This is a genomic window from Streptomyces sp. NBC_00354 (assembly GCF_036106915.1).
Taxonomy (GTDB): domain Bacteria; phylum Actinomycetota; class Actinomycetes; order Streptomycetales; family Streptomycetaceae; genus Streptomyces.
The window spans coordinates 5,419,907-5,436,615 of record NZ_CP107983.1; the positions used below are offsets into that span (position 1 = coordinate 5,419,907).

Here is a 16,709-nt window from a genome sequence, read left to right on the forward strand (position 1 = left end):
AGGACCTCCAGAAGGGCACACCCCGATGAGCAACGAGCGCACCGAGCAGACGCCGCGCGGACCGGTCGACTCCTCCCGCATCCCGCGCTACGCGGGCCCCGCGACCTTCGCCCGGCTGCCGCGCCTGGACGAGGTCGGCTCGGCGGACGTCGCCGTCGTCGGCGTGCCGTTCGACTCGGGTGTCTCGTACCGCCCCGGTGCCCGCTTCGGCGGCAACGCCATCCGCGAGGCCTCCCGTCTGCTGCGTCCGTACAACCCGGCGCAGGACGCCTCCCCGTTCGCGCTCGCCCAGGTGGCGGACGCCGGTGACATCGCGGTGAACCCCTTCAACATCAACGAGGCCGTCGAGACGGTCGAGGCGGCCGCCGACGAACTGCTCGGCGCCGGCTCCCGCCTGATGACCCTGGGCGGCGACCACACCATCGCCCTCCCGCTGCTCCGCTCCGTCGCCAAGAAGCACGGCCCGGTGGCGCTGCTGCACTTCGACGCGCACCTGGACACCTGGGACACGTACTTCGGCGCCGAGTACACGCACGGCACGCCGTTCCGCCGCGCCGTGGAGGAGGGGATCCTCGACACCGAGGCGCTCTCCCACGTCGGCACGCGCGGCCCGCTCTACGGCAAGCAGGACCTCGACGACGACGCCAAGATGGGCTTCGGCATCGTGACCTCGGCCGACGTCTACCGCCGCGGCGCCGACGAGGTCGCGGACCAGCTGCGCCAGCGCATCGGCGACCGCCCGCTGTACATCTCGATCGACATCGACGTGCTGGACCCGGCGCACGCGCCCGGCACCGGCACCCCGGAGGCGGGCGGCATGACCTCCCGCGAGCTGCTGGAGATCATCCGGGGCCTGTCCTCCTGCAACCTGGTCTCGGCGGACGTCGTCGAGGTCGCCCCGGCGTACGATCACGCCGAGATCACCTCGGTCGCGGCCTCGCACACCGCGTACGAGCTGACCACGATCATGAGCCGCCAGATCGCTGCCGCGAAGGCGAAGTAAGGCGGCGAAGCAAGAACCGATGAAGGGCGAGTAAGCGCACGTGACGCACGACCACGACCTGGTTCTCCGTCCCACCGAGGCCCAGACGGCGGCCGCGCTCGCGCCGCCGCCGGGGCGGACGGGCGGGGACCTGGTCGTGGAGACGCTGCGCTCGCTCGGCGCGACCACCGTGTTCGGGCTGCCGGGGCAGCACGCACTCGGCGTCTTCGACGCGGTGGGGCGCTCCGACCTGCGGCTGATCGGGCTGCGGACGGAGAACAACGCCGGGTTCGCGGCCGACGCGTACGGCCGCATCACCGGCGAGGCGGTCCCCCTCCTGCTCTCCACCGGGCCGGGTGCGCTGATGGCCCTGCCGGCCCTGGCGGAGGCTGCCGCCGCATCGGCGCCGGTCCTCGCCATCGCCTCGCAGGTCCCGGTTGCGGGCCTGGGCGGCGGCAGGCGGGGGCACCTGCACGAGCTGCGGGACCAGTCGGCGTCGTTCCGGGACGTGGTGAAGTCGGTCCACACGGCCCGCACCCCGTCGCAGATCCCCTCCGTGATCGCGGAGGCCTGGGAATCGGCGCTGACGACTCCGCACGGCCCGGTCTGGGTGGAGATCCCGGAGGACGTCCTCCGCGCCGAAACGGTGATCCCCCAGGTCACGGGCGTGGACGCGACCCCGCACGAGCTCGCCCCGCGCCCCGAGCTCACCGCTCTCGCGGCGCACTGGCTGGGGCGGGCCTCCCGCCCGGTGATCATCGCGGGCGGCGGGGTCATCCGTTCGGACGCGGCAGGAAAGCTCCGGCAGCTGGCCGAACGCCTCAACGCCCCGGTGGTCACCACCTTCGGCGGCAAGGGCGCCTTCCCGTGGACGCACCCGCTGTCCCTCCAGTCCTGGCTGGAGGACCGCCACATGACGGACTTCCTCGAGGACGCGGACGTACTCCTGGTCGTCGGCTCCGGCCTGGGCGAACTGAGTTCGAACTACCACACGTTCTTCCCGACGGGCCGGGTCGTCCAGATCGAGGCGGACCTCGGCAAGCTGGAGTCCAACCACGCAGCCCTCGGCATCCACGCGGACGCCCGCCTCGCCCTCCAGGCCCTCCTGGAAACGGTCCCGGAACGCGAGGACGCCCAAGCGCCGGAGCGCGTCCGGATGGTCCTGTCGGAGATCGAAACGCGACTCGCCGGCCAGGACGTGACTCTGGAGCGCCAACTCCTCGCTTCGATCCGCGCGGCGCTCCCCGCCCGCTCCCCTTCCTTCTGGGACATGACGATCCTGTCCTACTGGGCCTGGTCGGCGTTCGACGCGAAGCACCCCAACACGATGCACTCGGCCCAGGGCGCGGGCGGCCTCGGCTACGCCTTCCCGGCGGCCCTCGGCGCCTGCATCGCGGAACCGGACACCCCGGTCCTGGCCGTCTCGGGCGACGGCGGCGCGATGTACTCGATCGCCGACCTGGCGACGGCGAAGCAGCACGATCTGGACGTGACCTGGCTGATCGTGGACGACGGCGGCTACGGCATTCTGCGCGAGTACATGACGGACTCCTTCGAGGGCCGCACGACGGGCACGGAACTCACGCGCCCGGACTTCGTGGCCCTGGCCCGGTCCTTCGGCGTCCCGGCGGCCGTGACTTCTCCGGAAACCCTCCGCGAGGACCTGGCCAAGTCCCTCGACACCCCGGGCCCGACGCTCCTGCTCCTCCCGGCCACGCTCAAAATGTTCGCTCCGACGCACCTCTGACCGTTCCTAATCAGTGAGCAGGAGTGAGTCTTGGACCCACGTCCTGGCACTGCGCGCATCCCGGACGGTTTTGGATGCACTGGTCGCCCGCGTTCTTTGTCTTGTCCCCGTTCGGGCACGTGCATCGTGTGCACGCTCCGTGACGGGGCGGCGGGTTCCCTCACGCCCTTGGGCACCATGGTCGGCCTGGACGGTCCGATGCCCGCGACGATCACTCTGGTCGTCGTGGGGCGGTGCCGTCCGTCGCTGGATCGGGTGCCCGAGGGCGCGTCGTCCGATCGCGATACCAGCGGCATCGTGACGGGACATCTTGCGTCGTGAGGTGGCCAGCGGCTTGCGCCAGTGCTGATCGCCCCACATAGAGGTGTAGGCGGGATCGACCGCGACGATCGCAAGGCCGGTCTCGGCAGCCATGGAGACGAGTCGGGCCTTGAGCCTGCCGGTGGGGATACCGGAGATGAGCTGCCGGAACCGCTTCTTGCGGCCGTGCTTCTCGCGGGTCTTCTCCGTCTGGAAGTCCAGGTCCTCGATCGCGATCGCAGCGACGCCTACCCGCTTGGCCCAGTGCAGTACCTGGGTGATGGCGTGCCGGATCTGCGCGTCCCGGTGGTCCGCCGACCCGCTGAGGTCGTAGGAGAAGCGGCGCGGTTCGCCGGTCGGGTTGCCGTGGGCATCGAGCCGGTAGGCGGCGAAATGGTCAGCGTTGGTGTCCACCCCGATCAGGCCCTTGTCCCGGGCCGTCTCCAGCGGCATCGTCTGGACCACGCGGCGTTGCCAGGATGCGGTGAGGTACCAGCGCCCGCGCGGGACGTCGTAGTGGATGCGGTAGGCGACGGCCCGGTTGCCGTCGATCCGGTCCCGCCATTCCTGGCCCCGGTGCGCGAAAGCGATGCGGGAGGTCAGGACGTACCGGCCATGCTTCGCGTTCGCCAGGTGTGTCAGCGGCGCGGGCAGCTTGACCGACACCTCACCGCCGGGGGTGACTCGGATGGTCTCGTTGCCGAAGCGTTTGCCGGACTCGCCGTCAGCGGCCATAAACCAGCGTTCTGCTTCCCACCGCTGCCGCCACTCGTCCTCGGTGAGCTGCGCTGCTTCGAGGTTGTGCCGGTTGTTGAGCAACCGCCGGCCGCCGCGCACGATGTGCACGACGCCGTTCTCCCGGTCGGCCCGGGCGACGTCGAGACGGTGCTCCAGGATGTGCAGACGCCGGGATTTGTGGAACCACTCGCCCTTGGAGCGGTATCCGCCCGGTGCCCGCTTGCTGCCCTTCTCCCCAATGGGCTGGGACAGGCGGTGCGTCAGCGTGCGGACACCGGCCTCAAGGTTCTGGATGTGCGCGAGCTGACAACGGCGGGACAGCGCCCACTGATCATGGGTGGCCTTCGTGATCGACCCGGCCCAGCGAGAAGACGACTCGGCTGTCAGCGCCCGCTTCCGGGCCGCCCACGTGTCCGTGCAGTGCTCCAGCCCTTCCGCGCACCACCGCTTGAGGTCACGGGACGCGAGAACACCCAAGTGCTCCCCCACGCCACGCAGAACCGTCTCGTCCTGCGCGGTCAAGCCCTTGAGGCGGTCGCGTACCGCGACACCGGACGGGCCGAGCGCCACGAACGGCGCGTCGATGGCGCGGAGCTGCTTCTTGGGCTCAGCCATGTTCGGCCGCCTCGAGCGCCCTCCGGGCCCGGTTCTTCGCGGAGCGCCGCCCGTACAGACGGGCGCAGAACGAGGTCAGCACCTCCACCACGTCCCGCACTCGGACTCGACCCGCACAACCCGATGACCGGCCTTCGCAGCCCACGCCGACAGCCTGGCGACCTGGCGTTCCAGATCCGAATTCTGGTCGTGAGAGGAGACACGGGCATACAGCCCAAGACCACCAACCGCTTCAGGAGCGGTGCCGGCCTCCACATTCACCAGGATCACGCGCGTCCCGACCCTCTGGGCCGACACCGGCAAAGTGCCCTCACGGAACCAGCGATACGCAGTCTGCGGATGCACACCCTGCGCCTTCGCCCACTCCTTGAGGTTCATTCACACGACCGTAACGACACTCACCCAAACGCACCATAACTCACAAGAGTGAACCAACACGGCAGCAGTCCACCGCCCCCGAATCGGAGCGCCCTTCCGATCTTCTGCCTAGGATGTCCGGAGATGTCCAGATCCATCCAGGGGTGATCAGGGAGGATCCGTATGCCGGGTGAGGGCGACGGACGGCTCCGCGCCGAGGAGCCGGCCGAGGCACGCGAAGGCTCCGGGCCCATCCTGCGGCGGCGCGGGATCCAGCGGCCGGCCGTCGGGGTGCGGGGTGCGGGGAGCTCCGTCCGGGAGGGCGACACCGAGGGCCGGGAACCCGCCGTCGAGTTCCTCTCCGTCGGGGACGAGCCCGCACCGGCGGCCGTCTCGGCCGTGCTGGGACTCGCCGAGGGGGCGTCGGCCTGCGTCCGGCGCCGGAGGCTCCTGCTCGACGGGAAGCCCGTGCTGCTCGCCACGTCCTACCTCGACGCCGTCCTCGTCGCCGGTACGCCCATCGCGGAGCCCGACAGCGGGCCCGGCGGGATCTACGCGCGGCTCGCCGAGCTGGGGTACGAGCCCGTGCGGTTCCGCGAGGAGCTCCGGTCGCGGATGCCGTCCCCGGAGGAGACCGAGCGGCTCGGCCTGGCGGCCGGGACCCCGGTGGTGCTGGTCTGCCGTACCGCCTTCGCCGCCGACGGGCGCGCGGTCGAGGTCGACGAGATGGTCCTCGATGCCTCCGCATACGTACTCGAGTACGAGTTCGACGCGCCGTAGTCCCCCGGTCGGGTGAAGCGCGCTCGCCCGGTGCGAACGCCGGTGCGATTGTTGCCGGGGGATGAAATCCGCCGGTCGCGGCGTTGGGGGAGGCGGCAGGACAGGATCAACGGGGAGGCGTCACGTGGCGGCGGCAGAGATGGCAGCGGGCGAGAAACAGGGCTGGGCCCGGCGGCTCGCCGCATACACCTGGCGGTACCGGCTCAATGTGCTGCTGGCGCTCGGGTCCTCCCTGGGCGGCATGGCGGTCATGGCGCTCGTGCCGCTGGTCACCAAGGTCATCATCGACGACGTCATCGGCGACCACAGCAAGCCCATGGGGATATGGGCCGGGCTGCTCATAGGCGCCGCGGTCCTCGTGTACGTGATGACGTACATCCGCAGGTACTACGGCGGCCGCCTGGCGCTCGACGTCCAGCACGACCTGCGCACCGACATGTACGACACCATCGCGCGCCTCGACGGGCGCCGCCAGGACGAGCTGTCCACCGGCCAGGTCGTCGGGCGGGCCACCAGCGACCTCCAGCTGATCCAGGGGCTGCTCTTCATGCTGCCCATGACCATCGGGAACTTCCTGCTGTTCGGGATATCCCTCGGCGTCATGCTGTGGCTGTCCCCGCTGCTGACCCTCGTCGCGCTGCTCATGGCCCCCGCCCTCTGGTTCATCGCCAAGCGCAGCCGCAAGAAGCTCTTCCCCGCCACCTGGTGGGCCCAGGGCCAGGCCGCCGCCGTCGCCACCGTCGTCGACGGGGCCGTCACCGGCGTCCGCGTCGTCAAGGGCTTCGGCCAGGAGGAGCAGGAGACCGGCAAGCTGCGCGCCGCCGGGCGGCGGCTGTTCGCCGGGCGGATGCGGACCATCCGGCTCAACTCCCGCTACACCCCCGCCCTGCAGGCCGTGCCCGCCCTCGCCCAGGTCGCCATGCTGGCCCTCGGCGGCTGGATGGCCACCAACGGCCAGGTCACCCTCGGCACCTTCGTGGCCTTCTCCACCTACCTCGCCCAGCTCGTCGGCCCCGTCCGCATGCTCGCCATGGTCCTCACCGTCGGCCAGCAGGCCCGCGCCGGCGTCGAGCGTGTCTTCGAGCTCATCGACACCGAGCCCGTCATCGAAGAGGGCACGCACGAGCTGCCCGCCGACGCCCCCGCCACCGTCGAATTCGACGAGGTCGTCTTCGGGTACGACCCCGAGCGGCCCGTCCTGGACGGGTTCTCGCTCACCATCACCGAGGGCGAGACCGTCGCCGTCGTCGGCGCCTCCGGTTCCGGCAAGTCCACCGTCTCCCTCCTCCTGCCCCGCTTCTACGACGCCGACCGCGGCACCGTCCGCGTCGGCGGACACGACGTGCGCGGGCTGACGTACGACTCCCTGCGCGCCGCCATCGGGCTCGTGCCGGAGGACTCCTTCCTGTTCTCCGACACCATCCGCGCCAACATCGCCTACGGCCACCCCGAAGCCACCGACGCACAGATCGAGGCGGCCGCCCGCGCAGCCCAGGCCGAGGGGTTCATCAAGGCCCTGCCCGCCGGGTACGAGACCACGGTCGGCGAGCAGGGGCTCACCCTCTCCGGCGGCCAGCGCCAGCGCATCGCGCTCGCCCGCGCCATCCTCACCGACCCCCGGCTGCTGCTCCTCGACGACGCCACCTCCGCCGTGGACGCCCGCGTGGAGCACGAGATCCACGAGGCGCTGCGCGCCGTCATGGCCGGCCGCACCACCCTCCTCATCGCCCACCGCCGCTCCACGCTCGCGCTGGCCGACCGGATCGCCGTACTCGACCGCGGGCGGCTCTCCGACATCGGAACGCACGAGGAGCTGGAGCGCAGGTCGCCCCTCTACCGGCGGCTGCTCACCGACCCGGACGCGCTCGGCGCCGCCTCGCCGCGCACCCCCGACGCGCCCGCGATGGCCGAGTTCGAGCGGGACATCGAGGGGAACCTCGAACGGGACATCGAACTCGAGGCCGAGATCGACTCCGAGCCGGTCAACGCCAAGCGGCGGGTCGCCGGCGGGGTGACCCCCGAGCTCTGGCGCCGCCAGGAGGAATCGGAGTCCGCCTCCGCGGCCGGGACCGCCGCGGGAACCGGCGCACCCGGCGCCGCCCCCTCCATGGCCGGCGCCGTGGCCGGCATGCCGGCCACCCCCGAGCTGCTCGCGCAGGTGGCCGCGCTGCCGCCCGCCGACGACGAGCCCGCCGTGGACGAGGAGCAGGCCGCGTCCGCCGAGAAGAGCTACAACCTGCGCCGGCTGCTCCACGGCTTCTGGGCGCCCCTCGCCGTCAGCCTCGGCCTCGTCGCCGTCGACGCCGGCTCCGGGCTGCTGCTCCCGATCCTGATCCGGCACGGCATCGACAAGGGCGTCGAGCAGGCCGCGCTCGGCGCCGTCTGGGTGGCCGCCGTCCTCGCGCTCGTCGTCGTCGTCGCCCAGTGGGCCGCCCAGTTCGCCGAGACCCGGATGACCGGGCGTACCGGCGAGCGCGTGCTGTACGCCCTGCGCGTCAAGATCTTCGCCCAGCTCCAGCGCCTCGGCCTCGACTACTACGAGCGCGAGCTGACCGGCAAGATCATGACCCGGATGACCACCGACGTGGACGCCCTCTCCTCCTTCCTCCAGACCGGGCTCGTCACCGCCGTCGTCTCCGTCTTCACCTTCTTCGGCATCCTGATCGCCCTGCTCGTCCTCGACGTCGAGCTCGCGCTGATCGTCTTCGCGACCCTCCCCGTGCTGGTCCTCGGCACGATCGTGTTCCGCCGCAAGTCGGTCGCCGCGTACGAGCTCGCCCGCGACCGGGTCAGCCTGGTCAACGCCGACCTCCAGGAGTCCGTCTCCGGGCTGCGCATCGTCCAGGCCTTCCGCCGCCAGCGCGCCGGCGCCGCCCGGTTCGCCGAGCGGAGCGACTCGTACCGCGAGGCCCGGGTGCGCGGCCAGTGGCTGATATCCGTCTACTTCCCGTTCGTGCAGCTGCTGTCCTCCGGGGCCGCGGCCGCCGTGCTGATCGTCGGCGCGGGGCGGGTCGAGGCCGGCACCCTCACCACCGGAGCGCTGGTGGCGTACCTCCTCTACATCGACCTGTTCTTCGCCCCCGTCCAGCAGCTCTCCCAGGTCTTCGACGGCTACCAGCAGGCCACCGTCTCCCTCGGCCGGATCCAGGGGCTGCTGCGCGAGCCCACCAGCACCCCGCGCCCGGCCGAGCCCCGCGAGGTCGGGGAGCTGCGCGGCGAGATCGCGTTCGAGGACGTGCGGTTCGCGTACGGCACGGCCGAGGAGCGCGGCGAGAAGGGCGACGCGCTGGCCGGAATCAGCCTGCGGATACCCGCCGGCCAGACCGTCGCCTTCGTGGGCGAGACCGGCGCCGGCAAGTCCACGCTGGTCAAGCTCGTGGCCCGGTTCTACGACCCGACCTCGGGCCGGGTCACCGCCGACGGCGCCGATCTGCGGGAGCTCGACCTGACGGCGTACCGCCACCGGCTCGGGGTCGTCCCCCAGGAGCCGTACCTCTTCCCGGGGACGGTCCGCGACGCCATCGCCTACGGGCGGCCCGAGGCGGGCGACGCCGAGGTGGAGGCGGCCGCCCGCGCGGTCGGCGCCCACGACATGATCGCCACCCTCGACGGCGGCTACCTGCACACCGTCGCCGAGCGCGGGCGCAACCTCTCGGCCGGCCAGCGTCAGCTGATCGCCCTGGCCCGGGCCGAACTCGTCGACCCGGACGTGCTGCTGCTCGACGAGGCCACCGCCGCGCTCGACCTGGCCACCGAGGCCCAGGTCAACCAGGCCACCGACCGGCTCGCAGGCAAGCGCACCACCCTCGTGGTGGCACACCGGCTGACCACGGCCGCGCGCGCCGACCGGGTCGTGGTCATGGACCGCGGCCGGGTCGTGGAGGACGGCACCCACGCCGAACTCGTCGCCCGCGGCGGCCGCTACGCCGAACTGTGGCGCACCTTCGTCGGCGAGGACGAGCCCGCAGCGGCATGAGTCGCCCCGTCTGACCGCAGTACTCGCCGCTGCTCCGCCCCGCCCCCCGGATCTTGCTGTATGCAACCTTCCGGGGGGTCCGTGCGTCGTACGTGTGTACGTGTTACGTACGACCGATCGGGGGGCAGGGTGGAGCACGGGCGGAAGGGGCGCGGCCGGGGGGCCGCGTCGGCAGGGGTGTTCACGGCGGGGCTCGTGCTCTGCCTCGGCGGCCTCATCGCGGCGCCGCCGGCGCACGCGGCGACCGGTGGCTGCGGGGGCGGCCTGGTCAGGACGCTGCCTCTGCCGACGGGCGAGGTGCGCATCTACAAGAGCCGTACGCAGGCCTGCGCGGTGACGGTGGCCCACGACCCGGGCCGGCGCCGGGCGATGGCGGTCAGCATCCAGCCCCGCGGCGGGGTCCCGGTCGGCGATGCGGGGCGATTCACCCGATATGCCGGTCCTGTCACCGTCGGCGCGATCAGCCGCTGCGTGTATGTAAAGGGGAGCATCGAGGCCGGATCCGCCGAATCCGGCTGGATCCTGTGCTGAACGAGCGTCCCAACTAGGTCTGGTCAGCCGTGCGTTGACCCCGCTAGGTTCACGGGCGACCGAAGTGAACTCAGGGGAGGGTGAATGCGCAAGACGCTCGGCTGGCTGCTGTCGCTCGTGGTGCTGATCGGCACCATGGGCGCAGCCGGCTTCACGGCTCAGGCGGCCACCGCCGCAGGGCCGTCCGCCGCGACGGACATCAAGGACGAGATCCTCGCCATTGCGGGGATGAGTCTGATCGAGGAGAAGGAGTACCCCGGGTACCGCTTCTTCGTACTCAACTACGAACAGCCGGTCGACCACCGGAACCCGTCGAAGGGCACCTTCAAGCAGCGCCTCACCCTGCTGCACAAGGACGTCTCCCGGCCCACGGTGTTCTTCACCTCCGGCTACAACGTCAACACCAGCCCGCGCCGCAGCGAGCCGACGACCATCGTCGACGGCAACCAGGTGTCGCTGGAGTATCGATTCTTCACGCCCTCCCGGCCCGATCCGGCCAACTGGGCGAACCTGGACATCTGGCAGGCCGCCAGCGACCAGCACCGCATCTTCACCGCCCTGAAGAAGGTCTACAAGAAGAACTGGCTCGCCACGGGCGGCAGCAAGGGCGGTATGACGGCGACGTACTACGAGCGCTACTACCCGCGTGACATGGACGGTGTCGTCGCGTACGTCGCGCCCAACGACGTCGTCAACAAGGAGGACTCGGCGTACGACCGGTTCTTCGCCAAGGTCGGCACCAAGGAGTGCCGCGACAAGCTGAACGCGGTGCAGCGCGAGGCGCTCGTCCGCCGTGAGCCGCTGGAGGCCAAGTACGCGGCCGCCGCCGCCGCGAACGGCTGGACCTTCACCACCGTCGGCAACCTCGACAAGGCCTACGAGGCCGTCGTGCTCGACTACGTGTGGGCCTTCTGGCAGTACAGCCTGCTCGCAGACTGCGCCTCCGTCCCGGCCGCCGCGACCGCGAGCGACCAGGAGATCTGGGACTCGATCGACACGATCTCCGGCTTCTCGGCCTACGCCGACCAGGGCCTCGAGACGTACACGCCGTACTACTACCAGGCGGGTACGCAGCTCGGTTCGCCCGACATCAAGCAGCCGCACCTGGGGGGCCTGAGCCGCTACGGCTACCAGCCGCCGCGCAACTTCGTGCCCCGCGAGATCCCGATGACCTTCCAGCCGGGGGTCATGGCGGACGTGGACAGCTGGGTGAAGCGCAACGCCGACCGGATGCTGTTCGTGTACGGGCAGAACGACCCGTGGGGTGCCGAACCGTTCCACCTCGGCTACACCGTCCGCGACAGCTACGTGATGATCGCGCCCGGCGCCAACCACGGGGCCAACGTCGCCAAGCTCCAGGAGGGCGAGAAGGCGCTGGCCACGCAGAAGATCCTGCAGTGGGCCGGGGTCGCCCCGGCCGCCGCGCTCGCCGACGCGGGCCGGGCGACGCCGCTGGCGAAGCCCGATGCGGTGCTCGACCAGAAGGACCAGGAGCGCGAGCCGCAGCTGCGGCCGTAGCTCCCGGGCAGGGCCCGAGGGGCCACGGGAGAGGTGGTACGGCTGGTCCTGGTACACCTGGGCGTACCAGGCGTCCCAGGGGTACTAGCCGTACGACAGCCCGTGGCCCAGCGGGTAGCGGCCCGGCACCGGGACCGGGAGGCGGCCCGAAGGCCGTGCCGCCCCGGTGACCACCCGGGCCGCCGCCCGCATCTCCACGTCCGTCCAGGTGTACGTCGCCAGTTCCGCCGCGCACGTGGGCAGCCGGGCCGGGTCGTACGGATTGCGGATCGCCACCACGACCACCGGCACCCCGGTGGCCAGCAGCTCCGTGACCAGCGTGCGCTGCGGACCGTCCCCCTCCGGGACGTTGTACGTGCACACCAGCACCGCCGCGTTGCCGGGAGCCGCGGCCACCGCCCTGGCGGGCGGTACGGCCGTCGCACGGCAGCCCAGGGCGGTCAGCTCCCGGGCCAGTACCGCCGTAGGGGGGCCTGTCGTGCCGCTGGGGGAGGCCGGGTCGGTCCCGGTGACCAGCACCCGGGGCCCGGCCGTCGCATCCAGGGGCAGCAGTTTCACGGGATTGGCCAGCAGGGTCGTCGTACCCGCCGCGATCTCGTCGGCGGCGGTCAGGTGCGCCGGGATCCCCACCATCGCGTCCATCTGCCCGGCAGCGGTGTGCGCCGCGTCGAACAGGCCCCGGCGGGCCTTCAGTTCGAGGATCCGCAGCACCGACTCCTCGATCCGGTCCTGCGTCAGCTCGCCCGCCTCCACGGCCGCGAGCACGCTGCGGTGCGCGAGCCCCAGGTCCGGCGGGTTCAGCAGCTGGTCGCACCCCGCCTTCAGCGCCAGCACCGGTACCCGGTCGTCCCCGTACTTCTGGCGGACCCCGGCCATGTCGAGGGCGTCGGTGACCACCACTCCCCGGAAGCCGAGGCGTTCGCGCAGGATGCCGGTCACGATCGGTCCCGAGAGGGTCGCCGGGTCCCCCGAAGGGTCGAGCGCGGGGAAGACGATGTGCGCCGTCATGACGGCGTCCACGCCCGCCTCCACCGCCGCCCGGAACGGCGGCTCGTCGAGCTCCTCCCACTGGGCCCGGCTGTGCCGCATCACCGGCAGACCGACGTGGCTGTCGGTCTCGGTGTCCCCGTGGCCGGGGAAGTGCTTGGCGGTCGCGGCGACCCCGGCGCCCTGGTAACCGCGGACCTGGGCGGCGACCAGGGCCGCCACCGCCTGCGGATCGGCGCCGAAGGACCGTACGCCGATCACCGGGTTGGCCGGGTTGACGTTCACGTCGGCCACCGGCGCGTAGTCCTGCCGGATGCCCATCGCGGCCAGCTCGGCGCCCGCGATGCGCGCGGCGCGGCGGGCCTCGGCGGTGGCCGCGGAGTCGGTGCCGGTGCCTGCGTCCGGTCCGGCGGTGCCGGCACTGCCCGTACTGCTACCCGTACCGCCCGTACCGCTCGTACCACCCGCGCCGTGCCGCGCGCCCAGGGCCATCGCCCCGGGCAGCAGCGTCGCCGGCTTGCCGATGCGCGCCACGGCGCCGTGCTCCTGGTCGGTCGAGAGCATCAGCGGGATGCCGGAACCGGTGCCGGCGGCCGCCCGCTGGAGGGCGGCCGACAGCTCGGCGATCTGCTGTGGGCCACGGGTGTTGTGGGCCCAGGAGAAGTAGATGATCCCGCCGAGGTGGTAGCGGGCGACCAGCTCCGCGGCCGTGCGCACCCCGAACAGCTTCAGGTTCTGCTCGGCGTCCGCCGGGTCGGGGTCGGTCGCCGAATGGCCGTACGCGCGGGACACGAAGAGCTGCCCGACCTTCTCGGCCAGGCTCATCCCGGCCACCAGGCGGCGCAGCGCCGCCCGGTCGGGTGCCCGGCCGGGCGGACGGTCGCCGGGACGCGGGTCGTCGGCGTGCGGTTCGCCGTCCCCGCCGCCCGGGCCACCGCCCACGGCGTACGAGGCCACTCCGGCGGCCGAGACGGCGGCCAGGGCGGCCGCGGTGAGCAGGGACCTGCGGGACGCGTGGTACGACACGCGCCGGACCCTACTGCCGGGCCGCGCCCCCGGCCCCGCGGACACTCGGGAGGTCCCCCGGAAGGGGTGCCGCGTACGCCCAGTGCTCCTGCAGGGTCCGCACGGCCTCGGTGATCGCCGGCCGGCGGGCCGCCCCCGTCCGCCACAGGGCGTACAGCCTGCGTACGGGGCCGGGCTCCAGCGGCACGGCCACCGCGCCCGGCGGCAGGGCTCCGGTGCCCAGCCGCGGTACGACGGCCACCCCGAGCCCGGCCGCGACCAGTGCCACGATGGTGTGGTTCTCCTCGGCCACGTGCGCGATGTCGGGCTCGAACCCGGCCGTGCGCAGCGTCCGCATCAGCCAGTCGTGGCAGACCCGGCCGGGCGGCTGGCAGACCCAGCGCTGGCCGCCGAGGTCGCCCCTGCGGACGACCGCCCGCGCCGTGAAGGGGTGGTCGTACGGCACCACCAGGTCGCACGGGTCGTCCCCGATGACCGCCTGCTCGACGCCCTCCGGGGCCGGCAGCGGGGCGATGTCCCAGTCGTGGGCCACCGCCAGATCGGTGACCCCCCGGGCCACCAGGTCCACCGACAGATGGGGGTCGACCTCCGTGAGGCGCACGTCCAGCGCGGGATGACGGCGCGCGAGATCGGCGAGCACCCCCGGCATGAGCCCGCGCGCCGCCGAGGCGAAGGCGGCCACGGTCAGCAGCCCGCTCGGCTGCCCGCGCCGCTCCTCCAGGGTGGTCTCGGCGCGCTCCACGATCGCCAGCAACTCCTGGGCGGTCTCGGCGAGATGCCGGGCCTCCTCGGTGAGCGCGACCCCGCGCCCGCGCCGCTCCAGCAGCGTGGTCCGGGTCTCCCGCTCCAGCTTCGCGATCTGCTGGGACACGGCGGAGGGGGTGTATCCGAGGGCGGCCGCCGCGCCCGCGACCGAGCCGTGGACGGAGACGGCGTGCAGGGCGCGCAGCCGGGAGAGGTCGAGCATGCGGCCCATCGTAGGCACCGCCGGACCACGGGAGCACGCGTAAGCAATGCTTCATCCATTCCGGAAGAGATCCGCGCTGGTGCTACATGGTCGCGCCGCCGATGCTCGAAGCATGCGTCCCGTCCACACTGCACTCGCCGTACTCGTCGCCGCCGTCTGGGGCTTCAACTTCGTCGTCATCGAGATCGGCCTCGGCCACTTCCCGCCGCTGCTCCTGTCCGCCCTGCGCTTCCTCGTCGCCGCGCTGCCCGCCGTGTTCTTCGTCGGCCGGCCCAAGACCGCCTGGAAGTGGATCATCGCGGTCGGAGTGGCCCTCGGCATCGCCAAGTTCGGCCTCCTGTTCACCGGGATGGCCGCCGGGATGCCGGCCGGGCTGTCCTCCCTCGTACTCCAGGTCCAGTCCGTCTTCACCGCCGTCCTCGCCTCGCTCGTACTGCGCGAGCGGCCCGGGCGGGTCCGGATCGGCGGCATGGCGGTGGCGCTCGCCGGGATCGCCGTCGCCGCCGTGGACGGGGGCACCTCAGGGCCGGTGCTCGGCTTCACCCTGGTCGTCGCGGCCGCCGCCTGCTGGGGCGTGTCCAACGTACTGACGCGCAAGGCGTCCCCGCCCGACGCGCTCAACTTCATGGTCTGGGTGTGCACCGTCCCGGTGCTGCCGCTGTTCGGGCTCTCGCTGCTGCTGGAGGGGCCCGAGCGGGACCTGGCCGCGCTGCGCGGGCTGGACTGGTCCGGGGTCGCGGTCATCGGCTACGTGGCCTGGGTGTCCACCGTGTTCGGCTTCGGCGCCTGGAACCACCTGCTGAAGCGCTACCCGGCTTCGTCGGTCGCGCCGTTCTCGCTGCTGGTACCGGTGTTCGGGATGTCCTCGGCCGCGCTGGTGCTCGGCGAGAGCATCTCGGGACTGCGCTGGGTGGCGGCGCTGCTGCTGGTCGGCGGGGTGGGCATGACCTCGCTGGCCCCCGCCCGAGCGGGAACCCGTACGAAGGGCGGCGGCGCGGCGCAAGGCGGCGCCGCGGCGGTCAGCGCGGGGAGTCCTCCTGCAACGGCAGCCGCCAGTCCTGCCCCGTGAGCGTGACGCCGTACGAGCGGTGCGGGCGCTCGGCGACCAGGGTGAACCCGGCGCGCTGGTAGAGGGAACGGGCCGAGGTCAGCACGTCGTTGGTCCACAGCACCAGCTCGCGGTAGCCGACCGAGCGGGCGAACGCGACGACGGTGTCGACGAGGAGGGACCCGATGCCGTGCCCGCGCCCCTCCGGCTCGACGAGGAGCAGCCGCAGCCGCGCCGTGCCCGGTGAGCCGTCCTCGCGGACGCACATCACCGAGCCGACCGGGCGGCCGTTCAGCTCGGCGATCCAGACCCGCTCCAGATACGGGTCGTGGTCCTCGGCGAAGTCCGCGACGATCCGGGCCACCAGGCCCTCGAAGTCCGTGTTCCAGCCGTACTCGGCGGCGTAGAGCGCGCCGTGCCGCTGCACGATCCAGCCCAGCTCCCCGGGCTCGGGGTCCCGCAGCCGTACCGCTGCGGCGGAGTTGTCAGCAGGGGGCTCCATGGCGCCCGAGGATAGCGCGGCGGCCGGCGGGGCGGCGGTCGGGTCACTTCTTGCCGCCGCCCAGGATCTGGCCGAGCAGGTCGGCGAGTCCGCCGCTCTCCGCCGGGGCGGACCCGGCGGCGGACCCGGGAGCAGGGGCTCCGGCGGCGGCGCCCTTGCCGGCGGCCGCGCGCTTGGCGAAGACCGTCAGCAGCACCGGGATCAGCAGTTCGATGACGCGGCTGACGGTGGCCGGGGGGATGCCGGTCTTCTTGGAGAGGGCCGCGGCGACCGGCTTGCTCACCTTCGCGAGCACCCCGGCCATCAGACCGCCGCCGAGCAGCCCGCCGCCGAGCGTGGCCACGCCCTGCAACGGGGGTTCGGCGACCTCGGCGAAGGCCTGGCGGACCTCGTGGCCGTCGTCGTCATCGGAGTCGGCCTTCTGCTGGAGATCGCCGGTCATGGCGCCGACCGTGGTCGTGACGGTCTCGCGGGCACCCGCCGCGTCGGTGCCGAGCAGGCCGGCGATCTCGGTCAGCCCGCCGGGGCCCAGCTCGCCGAGCACGTCATCCTGGAATGAAGATTCACTCATGCCGGAAACGCTACTTCTGTGGTGGTTCAAGGGCACTTCGGACCGGCGTCGGAGCGCCTGTAGG

At 72.4% G+C, this 16,709-nt stretch carries 11 protein-coding genes and 2 pseudogenes; 7 read left to right on the plus strand and 6 right to left on the minus strand.

What is annotated here, in order from left to right; genetic code table 11:
* The first annotated feature begins 25 nt into the window (after window positions 1-25).
* Window positions 26-1,003 (plus strand): agmatinase, encoded by a 978-nt coding sequence (speB, locus tag OHT74_RS24830; RefSeq protein WP_266666864.1) that lies wholly within the window; start codon window positions 26-28, stop codon window positions 1,001-1,003.
* Between the two features lie 40 nt (window positions 1,004-1,043).
* The gene (locus tag OHT74_RS24835; protein ID WP_328621428.1) at window positions 1,044-2,729 is read left to right on the plus strand and encodes a thiamine pyrophosphate-binding protein; all 1,686 of its coding nucleotides are present in this window, start codon (window positions 1,044-1,046) and stop codon (window positions 2,727-2,729) included.
* 6 nt (window positions 2,730-2,735) lie between these two features.
* Here the strand turns inward: OHT74_RS24835 and OHT74_RS24840 are convergent, their stop codons facing one another.
* Window positions 2,736-4,382: a transposase gene (locus tag OHT74_RS24840; protein ID WP_328621429.1), complete on the minus strand. Its 1,647-nt coding sequence runs from the start codon at window positions 4,380-4,382 to the stop codon at window positions 2,736-2,738.
* Window positions 4,375-4,760, minus strand: a pseudogene (locus tag OHT74_RS24845) (recombinase family protein). Before OHT74_RS24845 ends, OHT74_RS24840 begins: the two are co-directional and overlap by 8 nt.
* Before the next feature lie 162 nt (window positions 4,761-4,922).
* On the opposite strand from OHT74_RS24845, the gene OHT74_RS24850 reads away from it, so the two are divergent.
* From OHT74_RS24850 to OHT74_RS24865, 4 genes are all read left to right on the plus strand, one after another.
* Window positions 4,923-5,519, plus strand: a complete 597-nt coding sequence (locus OHT74_RS24850) for a GntR family transcriptional regulator (RefSeq protein WP_328621430.1) — start codon at window positions 4,923-4,925, stop codon at window positions 5,517-5,519.
* 139 nt (window positions 5,520-5,658) lie between these two features.
* Window positions 5,659-9,495 carry an ABC transporter ATP-binding protein gene (locus OHT74_RS24855; RefSeq protein ID WP_328623383.1) on the plus strand — a complete coding sequence of 1,279 codons (3,837 nt, stop codon included), beginning with the start codon at window positions 5,659-5,661 and terminating at the stop codon, window positions 9,493-9,495.
* A gap of 129 nt (window positions 9,496-9,624) precedes the next feature.
* A complete protein-coding gene (locus tag OHT74_RS24860) occupies window positions 9,625-10,026 on the plus strand; it encodes a hypothetical protein (protein ID WP_266666872.1) in 402 nt (133 codons plus the stop codon).
* A gap of 84 nt (window positions 10,027-10,110) precedes the next feature.
* Entirely contained in the window at window positions 10,111-11,544 is a 1,434-nt protein-coding gene (locus tag OHT74_RS24865; protein ID WP_266666874.1) for a S28 family serine protease, read from the plus strand.
* Between the two features lie 84 nt (window positions 11,545-11,628).
* Here OHT74_RS24865 and OHT74_RS24870 read toward each other — a convergent pair whose 3' ends face one another.
* Entirely contained in the window at window positions 11,629-13,557 is a 1,929-nt protein-coding gene (locus OHT74_RS24870) for a glycoside hydrolase family 3 protein (RefSeq protein ID WP_328621431.1), read from the minus strand.
* Between the two features lie 10 nt (window positions 13,558-13,567).
* The gene (locus OHT74_RS24875) at window positions 13,568-14,524 is read right to left on the minus strand and encodes a LysR family transcriptional regulator (RefSeq protein WP_328621432.1); all 957 of its coding nucleotides are present in this window, start codon (window positions 14,522-14,524) and stop codon (window positions 13,568-13,570) included.
* Between the two features lie 112 nt (window positions 14,525-14,636).
* Here OHT74_RS24875 and OHT74_RS24880 point away from each other — a divergent pair, with 112 nt between their 5' ends.
* Window positions 14,637-15,593, plus strand: coding sequence for an EamA family transporter (locus OHT74_RS24880; protein WP_266666881.1), 957 nt, complete (start codon window positions 14,637-14,639; stop codon window positions 15,591-15,593).
* Here OHT74_RS24880 and OHT74_RS24885 read toward each other — a convergent pair.
* Window positions 15,544-16,041 (minus strand): annotated as a pseudogene (locus tag OHT74_RS24885) (GNAT family N-acetyltransferase); the annotation flags it as partial. The gene OHT74_RS24880 and the pseudogene OHT74_RS24885 sit on opposite strands and share 50 nt — an antisense overlap.
* A 76-nt stretch (window positions 16,042-16,117) precedes the next feature.
* Window positions 16,118-16,645, minus strand: a complete 528-nt coding sequence (locus OHT74_RS24890) for a DUF937 domain-containing protein (RefSeq protein WP_328621433.1) — start codon at window positions 16,643-16,645, stop codon at window positions 16,118-16,120.
* Window positions 16,646-16,709 lie beyond the last annotated feature (64 nt).